The sequence below is a fragment of the Kosakonia sp. YIM B13571 genome, from assembly GCF_042788095.1.
Classification (GTDB): Bacteria; Pseudomonadota; Gammaproteobacteria; order Enterobacterales; family Enterobacteriaceae; genus Kosakonia; species Kosakonia quasisacchari.
This window is the reverse complement of the sequence record NZ_JBHZPL010000007.1, coordinates 126,854-145,134: the sequence shown is the minus strand read 5'-3', so window position 1 is coordinate 145,134 and position 18,281 is coordinate 126,854. Positions and strand designations below refer to the sequence as shown.

General features: G+C 54.6%; 17 protein-coding genes. 8 read left to right on the top strand and 9 right to left on the bottom strand.

What is annotated here, in order from left to right:
• Positions 1–23 precede the first annotated feature (23 nt).
• Together nudK and aegA are read right to left on the bottom strand one after the other, a co-directional pair.
• Complete coding sequence (gene nudK, locus ACFX4O_RS16980) at positions 24–599, bottom strand: GDP-mannose pyrophosphatase NudK (protein ID WP_131406581.1); 576 nt, start codon at positions 597–599, stop codon at positions 24–26.
• 82 nt (positions 600–681) lie between these two features.
• Positions 682–2,661 carry a formate-dependent uric acid utilization protein AegA gene (aegA, locus tag ACFX4O_RS16975; protein WP_380209983.1) on the bottom strand — a complete coding sequence of 660 codons (1,980 nt, stop codon included), beginning with the start codon at positions 2,659–2,661 and terminating at the stop codon, positions 682–684.
• A gap of 223 nt (positions 2,662–2,884) precedes the next feature.
• On the opposite strand from aegA, the gene narQ reads away from it, so the two are divergent.
• Complete coding sequence (narQ, locus tag ACFX4O_RS16970) at positions 2,885–4,579, top strand: nitrate/nitrite two-component system sensor histidine kinase NarQ (protein ID WP_380209981.1); 1,695 nt, start codon at positions 2,885–2,887, stop codon at positions 4,577–4,579.
• A 199-nt stretch (positions 4,580–4,778) separates the two neighbouring features.
• Complete coding sequence (gene acrD / locus ACFX4O_RS16965) at positions 4,779–7,892, top strand: multidrug efflux RND transporter permease AcrD (protein ID WP_380209979.1); 3,114 nt, start codon at positions 4,779–4,781, stop codon at positions 7,890–7,892.
• A gap of 102 nt (positions 7,893–7,994) precedes the next feature.
• On the opposite strand, the gene ypfM is transcribed toward acrD, so the two are convergent.
• Positions 7,995–8,054 carry a protein YpfM gene (gene ypfM / locus ACFX4O_RS16960; RefSeq protein WP_100181659.1) on the bottom strand — a complete coding sequence of 20 codons (60 nt, stop codon included), beginning with the start codon at positions 8,052–8,054 and terminating at the stop codon, positions 7,995–7,997.
• A gap of 184 nt (positions 8,055–8,238) precedes the next feature.
• On the opposite strand from ypfM, the gene ACFX4O_RS16955 reads away from it, so the two are divergent.
• From ACFX4O_RS16955 to ACFX4O_RS16940, 4 genes are all read left to right on the top strand, one after another.
• Entirely contained in the window at positions 8,239–8,676 is a 438-nt protein-coding gene (locus ACFX4O_RS16955) for a GNAT family N-acetyltransferase (protein WP_380209978.1), read from the top strand.
• A gap of 91 nt (positions 8,677–8,767) precedes the next feature.
• Entirely contained in the window at positions 8,768–9,124 is a 357-nt protein-coding gene (locus ACFX4O_RS16950) for an ArsC family reductase (protein WP_380209976.1), read from the top strand.
• A gap of 3 nt (positions 9,125–9,127) precedes the next feature.
• A complete protein-coding gene (dapE, locus tag ACFX4O_RS16945) occupies positions 9,128–10,255 on the top strand; it encodes a succinyl-diaminopimelate desuccinylase (RefSeq protein ID WP_131406569.1) in 1,128 nt (375 codons plus the stop codon).
• Positions 10,256–10,270: 15 nt separating this feature from the next.
• Positions 10,271–10,471, top strand: a complete 201-nt coding sequence (locus ACFX4O_RS16940) for a YpfN family protein (protein WP_017458940.1) — start codon at positions 10,271–10,273, stop codon at positions 10,469–10,471.
• A gap of 41 nt (positions 10,472–10,512) precedes the next feature.
• On the opposite strand, the gene ypfH is transcribed toward ACFX4O_RS16940, so the two are convergent.
• From ypfH to dapA, 6 genes are all read right to left on the bottom strand, one after another.
• Positions 10,513–11,211: an esterase gene (gene ypfH, locus ACFX4O_RS16935; protein ID WP_380209973.1), complete on the bottom strand. Its 699-nt coding sequence runs from the start codon at positions 11,209–11,211 to the stop codon at positions 10,513–10,515.
• 77 nt (positions 11,212–11,288) lie between these two features.
• Positions 11,289–13,304 carry a tRNA(Met) cytidine acetyltransferase TmcA gene (locus ACFX4O_RS16930; RefSeq protein ID WP_380210074.1) on the bottom strand — a complete coding sequence of 672 codons (2,016 nt, stop codon included), beginning with the start codon at positions 13,302–13,304 and terminating at the stop codon, positions 11,289–11,291.
• Between the two features lie 10 nt (positions 13,305–13,314).
• Complete coding sequence (locus ACFX4O_RS16925; RefSeq protein WP_380209971.1) at positions 13,315–14,181, bottom strand: neutral zinc metallopeptidase; 867 nt, start codon at positions 14,179–14,181, stop codon at positions 13,315–13,317.
• 132 nt (positions 14,182–14,313) lie between these two features.
• Positions 14,314–15,027: a phosphoribosylaminoimidazolesuccinocarboxamide synthase gene (gene purC, locus ACFX4O_RS16920; RefSeq protein ID WP_017458944.1), complete on the bottom strand. Its 714-nt coding sequence runs from the start codon at positions 15,025–15,027 to the stop codon at positions 14,314–14,316.
• A gap of 106 nt (positions 15,028–15,133) precedes the next feature.
• Complete coding sequence (gene bamC / locus ACFX4O_RS16915; protein ID WP_131406560.1) at positions 15,134–16,168, bottom strand: outer membrane protein assembly factor BamC; 1,035 nt, start codon at positions 16,166–16,168, stop codon at positions 15,134–15,136.
• A gap of 16 nt (positions 16,169–16,184) precedes the next feature.
• Complete coding sequence (dapA, locus tag ACFX4O_RS16910) at positions 16,185–17,063, bottom strand: 4-hydroxy-tetrahydrodipicolinate synthase (protein ID WP_131406558.1); 879 nt, start codon at positions 17,061–17,063, stop codon at positions 16,185–16,187.
• 145 nt (positions 17,064–17,208) lie between these two features.
• Between dapA and ACFX4O_RS16905 the strand changes: the two genes are divergently transcribed.
• Entirely contained in the window at positions 17,209–17,781 is a 573-nt protein-coding gene (locus ACFX4O_RS16905) for a glycine cleavage system transcriptional repressor (protein ID WP_380209968.1), read from the top strand.
• Positions 17,781–18,251 carry a thioredoxin-dependent thiol peroxidase gene (gene bcp / locus ACFX4O_RS16900; RefSeq protein WP_020454679.1) on the top strand — a complete coding sequence of 157 codons (471 nt, stop codon included), beginning with the start codon at positions 17,781–17,783 and terminating at the stop codon, positions 18,249–18,251. Before ACFX4O_RS16905 ends, bcp begins: the two co-directional genes overlap by 1 nt.
• The last annotated feature ends 30 nt before the right edge of the window (positions 18,252–18,281 follow it).

Sequence of the window (18,281 nt, the reverse complement as noted above, 5' to 3'; positions counted from 1 at the left end):
TGAAGCTGATAACCTTATAAATTTCAGTCCATTAGGCCAGATGTTTGCAAATATTGCAGTAAAATCACCGCTTTGCCATCACGGATCTCACCGTTTGCCACCATCGCTAAAGCTTGCTGGAAGGGCAATTCCAGCACTTCGATATCTTCATCTTCCACCCCACCGCCATTATTAGCGCGCTGCGCGTCGTTATATTCCGCAATAAAGAAGTGGACAATTTCTGTTACCCCGCCCGGCGACATGTACAACTCAAACACTTTGCGCACCTCGCCAACCTGGTATCCGGTTTCCTCAATGGCTTCTTTACGAATGCACACTTCCGGCTCATCGTCATCCAGCAGCCCGGCGCACGCTTCAATCAAGCGGCCATCCACGTTGCCATTCACCCAGGTGGCGATCCGGAACTGGCGGATCAGCAGCACGCTCTGTTTTTCACGGTTATAAAGCAGGATAGTCGCGCCATTGCCCCGGTCGTAGACTTCGCGTTTATGACGCACCACTTCACCGTCCTGACGGGTCAAATCGTAGGTGATATTGCGCAGGACAAAGTAATTTTCAGAGAGGATTTTATCTTTGATAACTTCAATTTTCAGCGACATACAGGCTCCAGAGCGCTAGCAACTTTGCGTAATACTACGCCGCGAAGTGTAACGCCGTGAAGCCTGTTTTATGGCAAACGACTTAATGTTGCCCAGGCGTTTTGACGCCTAACCAGTCCATCATGCCCTTCGCGGCGTGGCGCCCCTCCGCCATCGCGGTCACCACCAGATCGGCACCGCGCACCGCATCGCCCCCGGCAAAAATTTTCGGATTACTGGTCTGGTAACGGAATTGGCTTTCGACACTGGCGTCAATTCGCCCCCAGTCATCAACGCGCACACCGTGGCGCTCCAGCCATGGCATCGAATGCGGGTTGAAACCAAACGCCATGATCACCGCATCGGCAGGCATAATAAATTCACTGCCTTCAATCGGCACCGGACGGCGGCGACCTTTGGCATCCGGCTCGCCAAGCTGGGTGCGTAGCAGGCGAATACCGCAAACTTTACCGTTCTTATCCAGCTCAAGATTCACCGGCTGGACGTTGAACTCAAAATCAGCCCCTTCATCCCGCGCGTTTTTCACCTCTTTCTTCGAGCCGGGCATATTGGCTTCGTCGCGACGGTAGGCACAAGTCACTTTGCTCGCGCCATGGCGCAGTGCGGTACGCACACAGTCCATTGCCGTATCGCCGCCGCCGAGCACCACGACATTGCGCCCCTCGGTGTTGATAAACGGCTCGTCGGCGCTGTCCGGCAACCCCATTAACTGGCGGGTGTTAGCAATCAGGAACGGCAGCGCATCGTAAACGCCCGGCGCATCTTCATTTGGCAAACCGGCTTTCATTGAACGGTAAGTACCAACGCCCACAAACACCGCGTCATAATCGCTGAGCAGCGTATCCAGCGCGATGTCTTTACCGATTTCACAATTGAGTTCAAAGCGGATGCCCATCGCGCTGAAAATTTCACGACGACGCGCCAGCAGTGATTTATCCAGTTTAAAAGCGGGAATGCCGAAAGTGAGCAAACCGCCGATTTCCGGGTGACGATCGAACACGGTGGCGCTCACGCCGTGGCGAGCGAGCACGTCCGCACAGGCCAGGCCCGCCGGACCAGCACCGATGATCGCGATGCGTTTATCGACTGCCGCAACCTGCTGCAAATCAGGCCGCCAGCCCTGCGCCAGTGCCTGATCGGAGATATAGCGCTCAATATTGCCGATAGTGACCGCACCATACTCATCGCGCACCGTACATGCCCCTTCGCACAACCGATCTTGCGGGCAGACGCGACCGGTGATCTCCGGCAAGCAGTTGGTTTGATGCGAAAGTTCGACCGCCGCCGCAATATCGCCCTCTTTCACCCGCTCAATCCATTGAGGGATATGGTTATGCAGCGGGCAAGTCCATTCGCAAATACTGTGATCGCCGCACTTCAGGCAGCGCTCAGCTTCACGATTGGCCTGATCGGCGCGAAATGGCAGGTAAATCTCATCAAAGCCGCTTTTACGCGCCGCCAGCGGCAGTTTATCTGGCTCACCGCGCGGCGGCGTTTTACGCATCTGCCGCACTTTACGGTCGTTAAAAGCGGGAGTCAGTGCCGCGACACTGTGCCACGGCTGCGCCTCATGGCTGGCCGTGCGCAGGCGGCGGGATTTCGCAAGTCCCGCCAGCGCATCACTGTTCACCAGTTGCAGCGCATCGGCCGGGCAATTCTGCGCGCAAGCCGGGCCTTCCGCTCGGCCCTGGCAGAGATCACATTTGTGCGCGGTGGCTTTTACCAGCCCGTCGCCAATCGGTGTGACCAGCACCTGCATGGTGCCAAACGGACAAGCTACCACGCAGGATTTACAGCCAATACACTTCTGCTGATTGACCTGAATCGCCTCATCAATGCGGCTGATTGCGCCATTCGGGCAACTGCGGGCACAGGGCGCAGCTTCACAGTGGTGGCAGGTCACCGCGCTGCGGTGCTGCTGATGTTTAATCACGGTGATCCGTGGGTGAAAATGCCCGGCGCTTAACACATGTTGCTCGTCATTGTGCGCCATCACACACGCGACTTCGCAGGCACGACATCCTATACATTGCTGGCTATTCGCCATAATAAAACGATTCATGGCACCCTTCTTTTCTGGTTTAATAAACCCTATTTTTTATATGAGCATTGTATTTACCGGGGCGGCACGACACAGGCAATGTTCAATTGCCCAGAAAGGTTATCTATTTGTCACGAGCTTGTAGCAGATCAATTTATTTCAGGATTTCTGAAAAATTATTTCATTCGATGGACGTTCAGGCCGATGTTTCCTGTACGTAACATCAGGATTGGGAAGCGCTGCAGTGATAGTCAAAAAATCTGTTTCAGGAAGCCTGGCCAGAGCCTTTTTCTCTCTTGTTTTACTGTCGCTGCTCTCCACCGGGGTAGCGCTCGTCACGCTTGCCAGCAGCCTGCGGGACGCGGAAGCCATTAATATCGCCGGGTCGCTGCGCATGCAGAGCTACCGTCTTGGTTACGAACTGCAAAAACAGACCACCGAGCTACAATCCCACCGCCAGATTTACCAGCAGACGCTGAACTCTCCCGTATTACAAACGTTGAACCGCTGGTACGTTCCACAAGAAGTGCAGGAACGTTATGGGCAATTGCACGAAAACTGGCACCAGATGGAAAAGCATCTGATTCAGGGCGATCAGCAATGGTATGAGCAGAATATCCAGGCTTATGTCGGGCAAATTGATTTGTTCGTGCTGGCGCTCCAGCACTACGCCGAACGCAAGATGATGCTGGTAGTCGCTATTTCGATGCTGGGCGCGGTAGGGATTTTCACGCTGGTGTTTTTTACGCTGCGCCGTATTCGCCAGCGGGTCGTCAAACCGCTTAATAACCTGGTCGCCACCTGCCAGCGTATCCAGCAAGGGCACTTTTCCTTGCTGCCGCTCGATAACAAACTGGATAACGAACTGGGGTTACTGGCCTCAACATTCGACCGAATGTCCGGGCAACTGTTTAAACTTTACCGCTCGCTGGAAACCTCGGTGGCGGAAAAAACCCGCGATCTGCACGAAGCCAACAGCCGCCTGGAGGTGATGTACCAGTGCTCGCAGGCGCTCAATACCAGCCAGATTGACGCCCTCTGTCTGCAGCAGGTGCTGCAAATCGTCTACGACCATCAGTCAGCCTACTTCCTGGAACTGGTTGTCGATGACAACTGGCGCATTCAGCAAGGTGAGGCCGATCCCACGCTGCCGGTGAACAGCTTGCCGGTAAATATGCAGGAGAACGTGCTGGGCGAGCTGCGCTGGCAAAGCCACCAGCAGCATCTCTCCGCACCGCTGATGTGTAACATCGCCACCATTCTTGGGCGCGGGCTCTATATCAACCAGGCGCAGAAGCATTACCAGCAATTAATGCTGATGGAAGAACGCGCGACCATTGCCCGTGAGCTGCACGATTCGCTGGCGCAAATGCTCTCTTATTTGCGTATCCAACTGGCGCTGCTCAAACGTTCTGTGCCAGAAGATAATGCCCCTGCCCACCTGATTATCGACGACTTTTCACGTGGTCTGAACAATGCCTGGCAGCAGTTGCGTGAGCTGCTCACCACATTCCGCCTCTCCTTACAGCAAAGCTCGCTACCCGCTGCGCTGCGTGAAGCACTGGATGTATTACAAAGCCAGACCAGCGCGAAGCTGAATCTGGATTGTCGTTTACCCACACAGGCGCTGGACGCGCAACAGCAAATGAACGTTTTACAAATTGTGCGTGAAGCGGTAATTAACGCGATTAAACACGCGCAGGCCAGCGAAATCACCGTCAGTTGTGTGACCGATCCTGACGGGCTGCATTCGATCTACATTCGTGATAACGGCATCGGTATGAACAGTACGCTGGAGCCCGCCGGACATTATGGGTTAACGATCATGCGAGAGCGCGCTGAGCGTCTTGGCGGTGTGCTGGAAATCGTCTCCCCACCGGGCAGCGGCACCCAGGTGCAGTTTCGTTTTCCGTTACTGACCCGCGCTGGTCGTCAATAAGTGTAAAGAATTTCAAGTAAAATGGTTTTTGGCAGGAGTAAATTTTGCTTAAGTCTCGTTATGCATAGTTATGCCTTAATCGGGCATGATAATTTACATTTTCTCCTTTTTTTCTACACGATTGGTTTCTGCATTGCCGCTACATTGATGCAAGCAATGTCACTATAACGATGCGCAGCAATATGAGGTTTTATTTCTGATGGCGAATTTTTTTATTGATCGCCCCATTTTTGCGTGGGTGCTGGCGATCCTGATCTGTCTTACGGGGACACTTGCCATTATTTCTTTACCCGTCGAACAATATCCCGATTTAGCCCCGCCGAATGTCCGAATTACCGCTAACTACCCTGGCGCATCGGCACAAACGCTGGAAAACACCGTGACGCAAGTTATCGAGCAGAATATGACCGGCCTCGATAATTTAATGTATATGTCCTCGCAAAGCAGCGCCACCGGGCAGGCAACGGTCACCCTCAATTTCAGCGCCGGCACCGATCCTGATGAAGCCGTACAGCAGGTGCAAAACCAGTTGCAATCGGCAATGCGTAAACTTCCGCAAGCCGTGCAAAACCAAGGCGTCACGGTGCGTAAAACCGGTGATACCAACATTTTAACCATCGCGTTTGTCTCCACCGACGGTTCGATGGATAAGCAAGATATCTCCGACTACGTGGCAAGTAATATTCAGGATCCGATTAGCCGCGTAAACGGCGTCGGCGATATCGACGCCTACGGTTCGCAATATTCCATGCGTATCTGGCTCGACCCTGCAAAGCTCAATAGCTACCAGCTCACAGCCTCGGACGTGACCAGCGCTATTTCGTCGCAAAACGCGCAAATCGCCGTCGGGCAACTTGGCGGAACGCCGTCCGTTGATCGCCAGGCGTTAAACGCCACCATCAATGCGCAGTCGCTTTTACAAACGCCGGAACAGTTCCGCAATATTACGCTGCGTGTGAATCAGGATGGTTCAGAAGTTCGTCTCGGCGACGTGGCGACGGTGGAACTGGGCGCAGAGAAATATGACTACCTGAGCCGTTTCAACGGCAAAGCTGCCTCCGGGCTGGGGGTAAAACTGGCTTCCGGCGCTAACGAAATGGCCACGGCAGAGCTGGTGATTAACCGCTTAAACGAGCTGTCGCAGTTTTTCCCGCACGGTCTGGAATATAAAGTCGCCTACGAAACCACCTCGTTTGTTAAAGCCTCGATTATCGATGTGGTGAAAACCCTGCTCGAAGCTATCGCGCTGGTGTTTCTGGTGATGTACCTGTTCCTGCAAAATTTCCGCGCTACGCTGATTCCCACTATCGCCGTACCGGTCGTGCTGCTTGGTACGTTCGCAGTGCTCTACGCATTCGGCTACAGCATTAACACTCTGACCATGTTCGCCATGGTGCTCGCCATCGGTCTGCTGGTGGATGATGCCATTGTGGTGGTGGAAAACGTCGAACGCATCATGACCGAAGAAGGGCTGTCGCCCAGAGAAGCGACACGCAAATCGATGGGGCAAATCCAGGGCGCGCTGGTGGGGATTGCGATGGTGCTGTCGGCGGTATTTGTGCCGATGGCTTTCTTTGGCGGCACCACTGGCGCGATTTATCGCCAGTTTTCTATCACCATTGTCTCGGCGATGGTGCTTTCTGTGCTGGTGGCGATGATCCTCACACCGGCACTGTGCGCCACGTTGCTCCGGCCGCTGCATAAAGGCGAACTGCACGGGCAGAAAGGCTTTTTCGGTGCCTTTAACCGCATTTTCAACCGCAACGCCGATCGCTATGAAACCGCCGTCGGTAAAATTTTGCACCGCAGTCTGCGCTGGATTTTGCTCTATATGTTGCTAATTGGCGGCATGGTGTTGCTGTTCCTGCATCTGCCAACGTCGTTTCTGCCGCTGGAAGACAGGGGCATGTTTACCACGTCCGTGCAATTACCGAGCGGTGCTACGCAACAGCAGACATTGAAAGTGGTGCAAAAAGTCGAAGACTATTTCTTCACCCACGAAAAAGAGAATGTTGAATCGGTGTTTTCCACTGTCGGCTCCGGCCCCGGCGGTAACGGGCAAAACGTGGCGCGTTTGTTTATCCGCCTGAAAGACTGGGAAGCCCGCGACCCGAACAGCGGCAGCGCGTTTGCCATTATCGAACGCGCTACCAAAGCATTTAGCCGCATTAGTGAAGCTCGCGTTTTCGCCAGCAGCCCGCCCGCTATCAGCGGCATGGGGAGTTCGGCCGGTTTCGATATGGAATTGCAGGATCACGCCGGTGCAGGCCATGACGCTCTGATGGCCGCCCGCGATCGTCTGATTGAGATGGCGGCGAAAGATCCGGCGCTGACCCGCGTTCGCCATAACGGTCTTGATGACAGCGCCCAGCTGCAAATCGATATTGATCAGCGCAAAGCGCAGGCGCTGGGCGTATCGATTGATGATATTAACAACACGCTGAAAACTGCCTGGGGCTCCAGCTACGTGAATGACTTTATGGATCGCGGGCGCGTGAAAAAGGTCTACGTACAAGCTGCGGCGAAATACCGCATGCTGCCGGACGATATTAACCTTTGGTATGTGCGAAATAGCAGCGGTGGAATGGTGCCGTTTTCCGCGTTTGCCACTTCGCGCTGGGAAACCGGCTCGCCGCGCCTTGAGCGCTACAACGGCTATGCTGCGGTGGAAATTGTCGGCGAATCCGCTCCCGGCGTCAGTACCGGTACGGCAATGGATGTGATGGAAAAACTGGTTAGCCAGTTGCCTACCGGTTTTGGTCTGGAGTGGACAGCGATGTCTTATCAGGAGCGCCTTTCCGGTGCGCAGGCACCGGCGTTATATGCGGTTTCCCTGTTGGTGGTTTTCCTGTGCCTCGCGGCACTATATGAAAGCTGGTCTGTGCCGTTCTCGGTGATGTTGGTGGTGCCGCTTGGCGTGATTGGCGCGTTGCTGGCAACCTGGATGCGCGGGCTGGAGAACGATGTGTACTTCCAGGTCGGGTTGTTGACGGTGATTGGCCTGTCGGCGAAGAATGCGATCCTCATCGTTGAGTTTGCCAACGATATGAATGCGAAAGGTGAAGATCTTCTGGTTTCCACGTTGCATGCCTGCCGCCAGCGCTTGCGGCCAATCCTGATGACCTCGCTGGCGTTCGTTTTCGGTGTGCTGCCGATGGCAACCAGCACCGGCGCGGGCTCCGGCAGCCAGCATGCAGTGGGTACCGGTGTGATGGGCGGGATGATTTCCGCCACCGTGCTGGCGATTTTCTTTGTCCCGCTGTTCTTCGTGCTGGTGCGCCGCCGTTTTCCATTGAAAGCGCGTGCACAGTAATTTCCGCATAACAAAAAGGCGACCTACTGGTCGCCTTTTTTTCATGTGTTGGTTCACATTGTTATTTATCAAGCTGTCACTGCTTAATCGTTCATCAGGAAATTATTTACGAAGCATGCCTTCGATAAAATCTTTCCAGTTCCCCAGTTCATGTTCAATCATAACTACCTCTCTTATTATTTTGGCAATTCTACTTAAACCCGTAACGATGTTGAAGAGACGTTAATCAATTGCTTCAATTGCTATTAGCGGGGTACTTTTAATGCTTGCGATAACTATGAGCCGATGCCAGGTCATTTACTGTGAATAACGGCAATATTCCATAAAAACTTTAGGGCTAAATGAAATGACGATCACATTGTTTGATAAATCAGCAATTGAAGCGGTGGACTGGTTGGCGTTAACGACGCTGATTGCCGCAGGCGGTCTCAATCAGCGCGACCCGCTGCAGGTCGAGCAGGCGTGGCGTAACAGCACCTTCTGCTGGTTTGGTTACCATAATGGGGAACTGGTCGCCACGGCGCGTGCTATCAGCGATCTGACGTGGGCCAGTTATGTTGCGGATATTGTGGTCGCACCAGAAATGCAGGGGCGTGGTTATGGAAAACAGCTGATGTCTGACATTGTTAGAACATTATTACCGTTCGGCAAAACCTTTATTTATTCCGTACCGGAAAAAACAGGATTTTATCAACAATATGGTTTCCGTTTTTTAACCACTGGCATGGTATGCGCAACGCCTGAAAGTTTATTCAAACTGGAACAGAGTGGTTATATCCGCTGACATTTGCTTATCAGACCAATCACAGGCAAATTAAAACCCATTATTCTAATTTCTTGCACAAATAACCAAAAATGAGACAAAAGGATTCACCATGATCACCATGTACGGCATCAAAAACTGCGACACCATCAAAAAAGCGCGCCGCTGGCTCGAATCGCAGCAGGTGGAATACCATTTCCACGATTACCGCGCAGACGGTATTCATGCAGATTTACTGCGTACATTTATTGATGAACTCGGCTGGGAAGCGCTGGTAAATACCCGTGGCACCACCTGGCGCAAGCTGGATGATGCCCAGCGCGCAACCATCACTAATGATGAGGCTGCCATCGCGTTGATGCTTGAAATGCCTGCAATTATCAAACGCCCATTGCTCTGCGCGCCGGGTAAGCCTATGCTGCTGGGTTTCAATGAATCCAGTTATGAGAAGTTTATTAACGAGGTGTAGTTTATGTCGTGCCCGGTTATTGAGCTGACACAGCAGCTTATTCGTCGCCCTTCTCTGAGCCCCAATGATGCAGGATGCCAGGCGCTAATGATTGAACGTCTGCGCGCTATCGGTTTTACCATTGAGCCGATGGATTTTGGCGACACGCAAAACTTCTGGGCATGGCGCGGACAAGGCGAAACGCTGGCCTTCGCTGGCCATACAGATGTGGTTCCGGCTGGCGATGCGGACCGCTGGATCAACCCGCCTTTTGAACCGACTATCCGTGACGGCATGCTGTTTGGTCGCGGCGCGGCAGACATGAAAGGTTCACTGGCTGCTATGGTCGTCGCCGCCGAGCGTTTTGTCGCACAGCATCCGCAGCATAAAGGCCGTCTGGCGTTTCTTATCACGTCTGACGAAGAGGCCAGCGCGACAAACGGCACCGTCAAAGTAGTCGAAACGTTGATGGCACGTAATGAACGGCTGGACTACTGCCTGGTCGGTGAGCCTTCCAGCACGGAAGTGGTGGGGGATGTGGTGAAAAATGGCCGCCGCGGTTCAATGACCTGCAACCTGACCATTCACGGCGTTCAGGGTCATGTCGCCTATCCGCATCTGGCGGATAACCCGGTGCATCGCGCCGCGCCAATGCTCAATGAACTTGTGGCGATTCAGTGGGATCACGGCAACGAATATTTCCCGCCGACCAGCATGCAAATTGCCAATATCAAAGCTGGCACTGGCAGCAACAACGTTATCCCTGGCGATCTGTTTGTGCAGTTCAACTTCCGCTTTAGTACCGAACTAACCGATGAGATGATCAAAGCCCACGTGCAGGCGTTGCTGGATAAACATCAGTTGCGCTACAGCGTGGAGTGGTGGGTTTCCGGGCAGCCGTTCCTCACCGGGCGCGGCAAGCTGGTGGATGCGGTAGTCAATGCCATTGAGCACTATAATGAGATCAAACCGCAGTTGTTAACCACAGGCGGCACATCTGATGGCCGTTTTATCGCGCGTATGGGCGCACAAGTGGTTGAGCTCGGGCCGGTGAACGCGACCATTCACAAGATCAACGAATGTGTGAACGCGGCGGATTTGCAACTGCTTGCCCGTATGTATCAACGCATTATGGAACAACTCATCGCCTGATGGCTGGAGGATGACATGGATTGGCTGGCAAAATATTGGTGGATTCTGGTACTGGTGTTTTTACTTGGCGTACTGATTAATGTGATCAAAGACCTTAGCCGGGTTGATCACAAAAAATTCCTCGCTAACAAACCGGATCTGCCGCCGCATCGTGATTTCAACGATAAGTGGGATGACGATGACGACTGGCCGAAACAGGATCAGCCGAAAAAGTAAGTCTCAAATTATTCACCCCCTTTCGGGGGGTGAATGTCTGCTCATAAAAACTCAATAATATCGTCATCATTCGGCTTACCGCCGCTTAACGCTTCATCAAAGTAGTGCTTCGGTACGGTGTAGCGTAAATGATTGAGCGCCAGCTCAATACTGCGATCATCAATGGCGTGGCCCAAATTCTCAACAATATCCAGCGTGATATCGCCGCCTAACGTTTGCACAGCTTCCTGCGCCTTCACCGCCCAGGCCAGATCGATAACTCTATCTTCACCGCCGTGAATCAGGTGAATGGTCTGCGCCGTGGAAACCACTTGCGGCAGCGTGGCATAACGCCCGTTGAAAGCAATCACGCGCGAGGCGAGATCCGGCTGCGCTTTCAACCCTTCCAGCGCCATAATCGCCCCTTGCGAAAAGCCAATCAGCGCCGTTGCCAGCGCGTTCACACCGCTTTGCTGCTGCCAGTATCGTACAACGTCAATAAACTGCGGCATCACAGCATCAATGCGTTGCTGACGATTTTCTTCCGTCACGCCAGCCACGGAAAACCACTGGCGGGCCGGTGGTGCGCCGCAGGCTTCCACGCCGCCAATACTGACAATCAGCGCATCGGGAAAGTGCGGTGCAAACCAGCGACCAATCTGCCCCATGGAGACCGGGTTATCGCCAACGCCATGAAACAACAGCAGTAATTGTTTTGCCGGGGATTGCGGACTTTGCACAACGAAATGGTCATGTTTCATGGTTGTCTCCTTAAATCGTTGAGTGCAGTTTACGCCCGGGAGCCATAATGACCATGCCATTTAACTGAATGAGTTAGTTAAAAAAATTGCAGTTTCTGCACCTGTGTTTTCAGAGTTAGCGCGCGAGGGGCGTCCAGATGTACGAGCGCCTGTTCGCACTCCTGGCGCTGGCGTACTCGCAGTGCTTTACGCCCGCTCAGCGATAAACGCTGGCACAGAGCCTGTTCGCTTTCTCCATCGGTTACCCATCCTCGCAATGCCAGCAATGGCAAATGCGTGTGTGCCAGTAAACGGCATAACGCGCCATAAGCCGCCGAAAGCGGACGGTGCGCGAAAGCAAAACCGGCCAACTCCAGCCAGTCCTCTTGATTAAGGGTAGTCGACGGAACGACAGGCAGTGACAACGTTTCCCCACGCCAGTCAGCAAGCCAGGGCAGATCGCGCGCCAGCCGGGTCTGTTCCCGAACCAGTAGCGCTTCACCAGCCGCCGTCAGCGGGATTATCGCCATGGCGGTAAAACAACCGCTGCTCGCTTCACGATGGCTACCAAGGCGCACCAGCGAAAAACCGCAGCGCTGCCAGAAGCGCCAAAGCGCTGGCGTGTAGCCAAAACTGACGGAGAGGTAATCACACGCCGCTGTTTGCGCCCGCGCATGGGTGATGAGCGCACTACCAATCCCTGTGCGCTGGCAAAAAGGATGCACAGCAATGCGGCTGATGCGCCGTCCACGCAATGTCGCCGCCAGCGGGCTGCCGCCGTGCGCGGCCAGCGATTGCGCCACCAGGTTACCGCGCGGGCGACGAAAACCCGCCCACACCGCCTGGCTCAGCCCGGCGCTTAACCCGCCCTCTTCCACCAGCCAGAGCGCGGCAACCGCCACTTTTGCCCGGCGGGCCAGCCAGAAATGCTGCCCCGGTGCGTCCATCATGCGCCGCAGATCGAGTGGTGATGTTCGGTAGTGGGCGCTCGCCAGCAGACGATAAATCGCTGCCGGGATCGCCGGTGTCTCTTGCCAGGCCTGCGCCGACAGCGGCTGCATGGTTATGTCACCTGTCGGCGGTTTAATGACAGATTCATCGTCAAACAGCAACAGGGCGCTAATCGCCTGCTCCAGCGGGCAGCCCAGCGCCCAGCGCAGCGGCGTGGAGAGCGTGTAATGGCGTAACTGCGGAAACCCGGCGCAGAACTTCAGCAAGAAGCCCTGCCCGGTGCCTTCATAGCCCTGCACGGTGGTGGTGAGCAGTACGCGAGGGAAAGCGGAAACCAGCGCATGCAGCAGCGGGCCAGGGATCGCGGCTGCTTCATCCACCACCAGCCAGCCAGGCTGCGCGCCTTGTGCCGTTATCTGCTGGAGCAATGCATCCGGAGCGATAAAGTTGAACCGTTCCCCGGCGTAGTGCGCCAGCACCTCGGTAGCGGTGCGCGCGGGTGCGGTGATCGTGACAGGCTCGGATGTGCGGGCAATATGCATCCCCGCCAGCGCCGATTTACCTCGCCCGCGCGGTGCGGTGACCACTGCGACACCTGGCGGCATGCGATGAAGTTGTTCGAGGATCTGTGCCTGCTCTTGCTCGGGCGCGCCAGTTGCCGCATGCCACTCACGACGGAGAGGAAAGTCTGAAAGAGAGAAAGGTGACGCTTGCTGCCACACCACGGTTTGTGGATCGTCACGGAGTGTACGGCAAAAGTGGTCAACAAAAACCGGGGTCGGAATCGGCTCGGCGGTGTCGCTCCAGCGCAGACTGTCAGCATCCGGCATCTGCGGCCACAGCTCAAGCGGCGGAGTGAGTAACACCAGCCAGCTACCTGCCGTCAGCGTCCCGCCAAGCGCGGCGAAAGCAGCCACATCAAAACCCTTGCGGGCGTCAAATACCGCGTGGCGAAATTCCCGACCGAGCAACGAGGTTAACGCGCGCGGCTTAATGTGTTGTGGCCAGTCGCTGTTTTCACCGACCCACAGCCAGTCGCCGGGAAGCGAGTCGCGCAACTCTGTCGCCTGGGTTTCACTCCACGCAGACGCACCGGCAATCACCAGCAAGCGACGAATACCTTCCCGAGCCATCCGGGCGCTCAGCTCAATCAGTTGTTGCATCACGTAGTGCTTACAACTGCCCGCTGAACGTATTGCACTGCGCCGGATCGCCACTGCCCATTCCGCGTTTGAACCAGGCGTAACGCTGAGCCGAAGTGCCATGTGTAAAGCTCTCCGGGAACGCGACACCCTGGCTGCGCTGCTGTAAGCGGTCATCACCAATCGCCTGCGCTGCGTTCAGTGCCTCTTCCACATCACCCGGTTCCAGCACACCTTGCTGCTCCATGCTGTGGCCCCAGACGCCCGCATAACAATCGGCCTGCAACTCCATGCGCACCGACAAGGCATTCGCCTGCTGTTGCGTGGCATTTTGTTGCAGACTGCGCACTTTGGCCTCAGTCCCCAGCAACTTTTGCACGTGATGACCGACTTCATGGGCAATCACATAACCCTGTGCGAAATCGCCACCCGCGCCGAGCTTGTTTTTCATCTCATCGTAAAAAGAGAGATCGATATAAATTTTGCTGTCTGCCGGACAGTAAAACGGCCCCATGATGGATTGCCCGGTACCGCAACTGGTATGGGTGCTGCCACGGTACATCACCAGCGTCGGCTGTTGATAATGTTGCCCCATTTTTTCAAACAGCTGGCCCCAGGTCTCTTCAGTGGTAGCGAAAATGACGCGGGTGAAATGCGCGGACTCATCTTCGTGCGGGTTCGCCGCGCGCTGTTGTTGCGTTGGAGGGCTAACCGGTTCCCCGGTCAGTAAACTGGTGAGATCAACCCCGTAATAGCTTGCCACGATCACCACAAACAGCAGGAGTAATCCCCCCTTGCCGCCCGGTAAACGGAACCCCGGCCCGCGCATCACCGGCCCACCCGACTCGTTACGTCGGTCTTCTACGTTGTCACTCTCTCGACGGCCTTGCCAGCGCATAACTACCTCACTATCCCAATGATGGACTCAGTGTATATATGATCGTAGGCGCAGAAGGAAGGATTAGCACAGGAAAAAAGTGAGGAAATCCAGAGGATGCAGGCACCCTCCGGAAGTAACGCGGGCTGAAGATCAGTCCAGTTTTACGCCAAGACGGTGCGCCACCGCTTCATAGGCTTCGATCAGGCCGCCAAGGCTCTGACGGAAACGATCTTTGTCCATTTTATCCAGCGTCTCTTTATCCCACAGGCGGCTGCCGTCCGGGGAGAACTCGTCGCCGAGCACCACTTCGCCTTTAAACAGGCCAAATTCGAGTTTGAAATCAACGAGGATCAGACCTGCGTCATCAAACAGTTTGCTCAGCACATCGTTGGCTTTGTAGGTCAACTCTTTCATGCGCGCCAGATTTTCTTTGTTCACCCAGCCGAAGGTTTCGCAGTAGGATTCGTTCACCATCGGGTCGTGCATCGCATCGTTTTTGAGGAACATATCGAACAGCGGCGGATTCAGTTCAATGCCCTCTTCAATGCCCAGACGTTTCACCAGCGAGCCTGCCGCACGGTTACGAATAACGCACTCTACCGGCACCATATCCAGTTTTTTCACCAGACATTCGGTATCAGAAAGCAGCGCTTCCATCTGGGTCGGGATGCCCGCTTCTTGCAACTTGGTCATAATGAAATGGTTGAACTTGTTGTTCACCATGCCCTTACGATCGAACTGTTCAATGCGTGCGCCATCCCCTGCTGACGTATCGTTACGGAATTCGAGCACCAACAGGTCCGGGTTTTCCGTACTGTACACGGTCTTCGCTTTGCCGCGATACAACTCAGCTTGCTTTTGCATCTTTATTACTCCAGGTGTGATTACAAGGCTAATTTGGCTATTTTACGCCGACGCACACGTTTGCGTCACCATAATAAAAAAAGGCCGGAAGATCCGGCCCTGAGGATTATCGGTTAAACGCCGCCTGGAAGGCTGCGACTAACGCGTCGTTCTGCGATTGTGTCAACGTATGACCTTTCGGATCGATGAACTGGAGGCTGCTGCGGTTATCCAGATCGCCGACCTGCAGTTTATAGTCACCCGAGGCCAGACCCGGATCGCGCGCGCCCAGTTCCTGCCAGCTGCTGTCGGACAACGGCTTGTAGGTCACTGCAATACTGCCCGTTGAGCGGGTGCTGTCGGTCACTTTCATGCCCACTTTTTCCAGCACGGACGGCAGGCGCTGCCACACGACGTTAAACGGACCACGCACCACCAGCATCGGCAGACCGGTATCATCGGCGGCACTCTGGACGTTCAGCGTAGAGACGCTACGGTTTTCCGCCGCGCTTTGCGCGTCAGTTGCGGTTTTATCCAGACCGGACGAGATCACGTTCAGCATTTCAGTGCTGTAACGCTGCAACGACGCGGCGTCCGCTACCGGTTTGCCCGCCTGTTCCAGATTCACCAGCTTGACGACAACCGCCTGCTGATACCCCTGCGGTTTCACCGAGATTTGATAACGACCACGATACTGCTGATCTTCATCCAGACGGTTCCAGTCAACCCAACCGGTGGTCAGGGTCTGCGTGGCATCGTCACGTTTGTCGATACTGTAGTTTTTCCCCTGAAGAATGCTGACGACCTGCGGCCACAGCGTGCTGTTGCGACCGTTTTCGACCATCAGCGTCGCGGTGTCACCGGTAAACTGGGTGCGCGCACCGCTCACCAGCGCCAGCGGCTGAGCCGGCGGACGAATGTCCAGCGCTTTACCTACCGCGCCGCTGCCGTTAGCAACAGGGATGGTGTAATCACCGTTTTGCACCGGGAGGATCATCCCTGCGGGCGCGTGAAGTTCAGCAAGCGGAGCCGCATCCAGATAGGATTCGTCACCGCTAACCTGACGCTTGTAACGTGAATCGGAACTACAGGCGGCGAGCAACATCACAAGTGAAACACCCGCTACCTTCGCCAGGCGCGACTTCTGTACTGAGTAAGCCATCAAATCTCCCTAAACTTTACAGCAGACCGGCATGCTTAAGCGCAGTGCGGACAACTTCACGACCGTGGTCAGTGATTGGCGTCATCGGCAAACGCAGCGTATCGGTTGCTACAAGCCCCAACTCCATACATGCCCATTTGACTGGGATAGGATTGGGTTCGACAAATAGTTTGTTGTGTAACGGCATCAAACGCTGGTTGATTACGCGTGCTTCGGCGTAATTCCCCTGGGCCGCCAGTTTGCACATGTCAGCCATATCGCGCGCCGCCACGTTGCTGGTAACGGAAATCACACCGTCACCGCCGAGCTGCATAAAGTCCAGCGCAGTGGCATCGTCGCCGCTCAGCAGGATAAAGTCATCTGAAACCAGCTCTTTGATCTGGTGAACACGACTTAAGTTCCCGGTCGCTTCCTTAATACCGATAATATTTTTAATTTTCGCCAGACGGCCTACGGTTTCCGGCAGCATATCGCAGCCAGTACGCGACGGCACATTATACAGAATTTGCGGCAGGTCAGTATGTTCGGCGATGGCTTTAAAGTGCTGGAACAGCCCTTCCTGGGTCGGGCGGTTATAATAAGGCGTAACGGTCAGGCAACCCACCACACCGCTATCGTTGAAACACTGGGTCAGGCTGATGGCTTCTGCGGTAGCGTTCGCCCCCGTCCCGGCAATCACAGGGATGCGCCCGTCGGCCAGTTCAACCGTCATCTTCACCACGTCGGCATGCTCATCATGGCTCAGCGTAGCGGATTCACCGGTAGTTCCTACCGAAACGATCGCCGTGGTTCCGTTGGCGACATGGTAATCAATCAGTTTTTTCAGGCTTGACCGGCAGACTTTACCTTGCGAATCCATCGGCGTGATAAGCGCGACAATACTTCCCGTGAACATGGGCCATCCTCTGTGCGAACAAGATTCTCAATGGTACGTGCGGTGCCGTCAGAAAAGCAAGAGACCTGAGGCCCTGTGGCGGTTGTATGCCGGTTTTTTTTATGCTTTCCTTATGATTACCTCATGTTTGACAGGAAGCTCAGGTTTGACAACCTCATCACAACACTTTTTGGTTATCACTGCGCTGGGGGCCGACAGGCCTGGCATTGTGAACACGATCACACGCCACGTCAGCAGTTGCGGCTGTAATATCGAAGATAGCCGTCTGGCGATGCTGGGGGAAGAGTTCACATTTATAATGCTGCTTTCGGGTTCGTGGAACGCTATCACGCTTATTGAATCGACTTTGCCGCTGAAAGGTGCCGAGCTGGATTTGTTGATAGTGATGAAGCGCACCGGCGCCCGTCCGCGTCCTGATATGCCAGCGACCGTGTGGGTGCAGGTTGAAGTCCCCGATTCTCCCCACCTGATTGAGCGTTTTACTGCGCTTTTTGACGCACACGAAATGAATATTGCGGAGTTGGTCTCCCGTACGCAGCCCGGCAACCTTGCCGTTGCGCCAACGCTATTTATCCAGATAACCGCTCATAGCCCCGCGTCACAGGACGCGTCAAATATTGAGCAGGCGTTCAAAGCCCTATGTACAGAATTGAATGCGCAAGGCAGTATAAACATCGTCAACTATTCCCAGCATGATGAACAGGATGGAGTTAAGTAATGAATCCACTGAAAGCCGGTGATATCGCACCGAAATTTAGCTTGCCCGATCAAGACGGTGAACAAGTAAATTTGGCCGACTTCCAGGGACAGCGTGTACTGGTCTATTTCTACCCGAAAGCCATGACACCAGGCTGTACTGTCCAGGCCTGCGGCCTGCGCGATAACATGGATGAGTTAAAGAAAGCGGGTGTGGAAGTGCTGGGTATCAGCACCGACAAACCAGAGAAACTTTCCCGCTTTGCCGAAAAAGAGCTGCTCAACTTTACGCTGCTCTCTGATGAAGACCATCAGGTCTGCGAGCAGTTTGGTGTCTGGGGTGAAAAAACCTTTATGGGGAAAACCTACGACGGCATCCACCGTATCAGTTTCCTCGTGGACGCTGACGGCAAAGTTGAACATGTGTTTGATGACTTCAAAACCAGCAATCATCACGACATCGTGGTTAACTGGCTGAAAGAAAACGCCTGACAGCAACACACCTTTTCTCAGGGCGGCCCG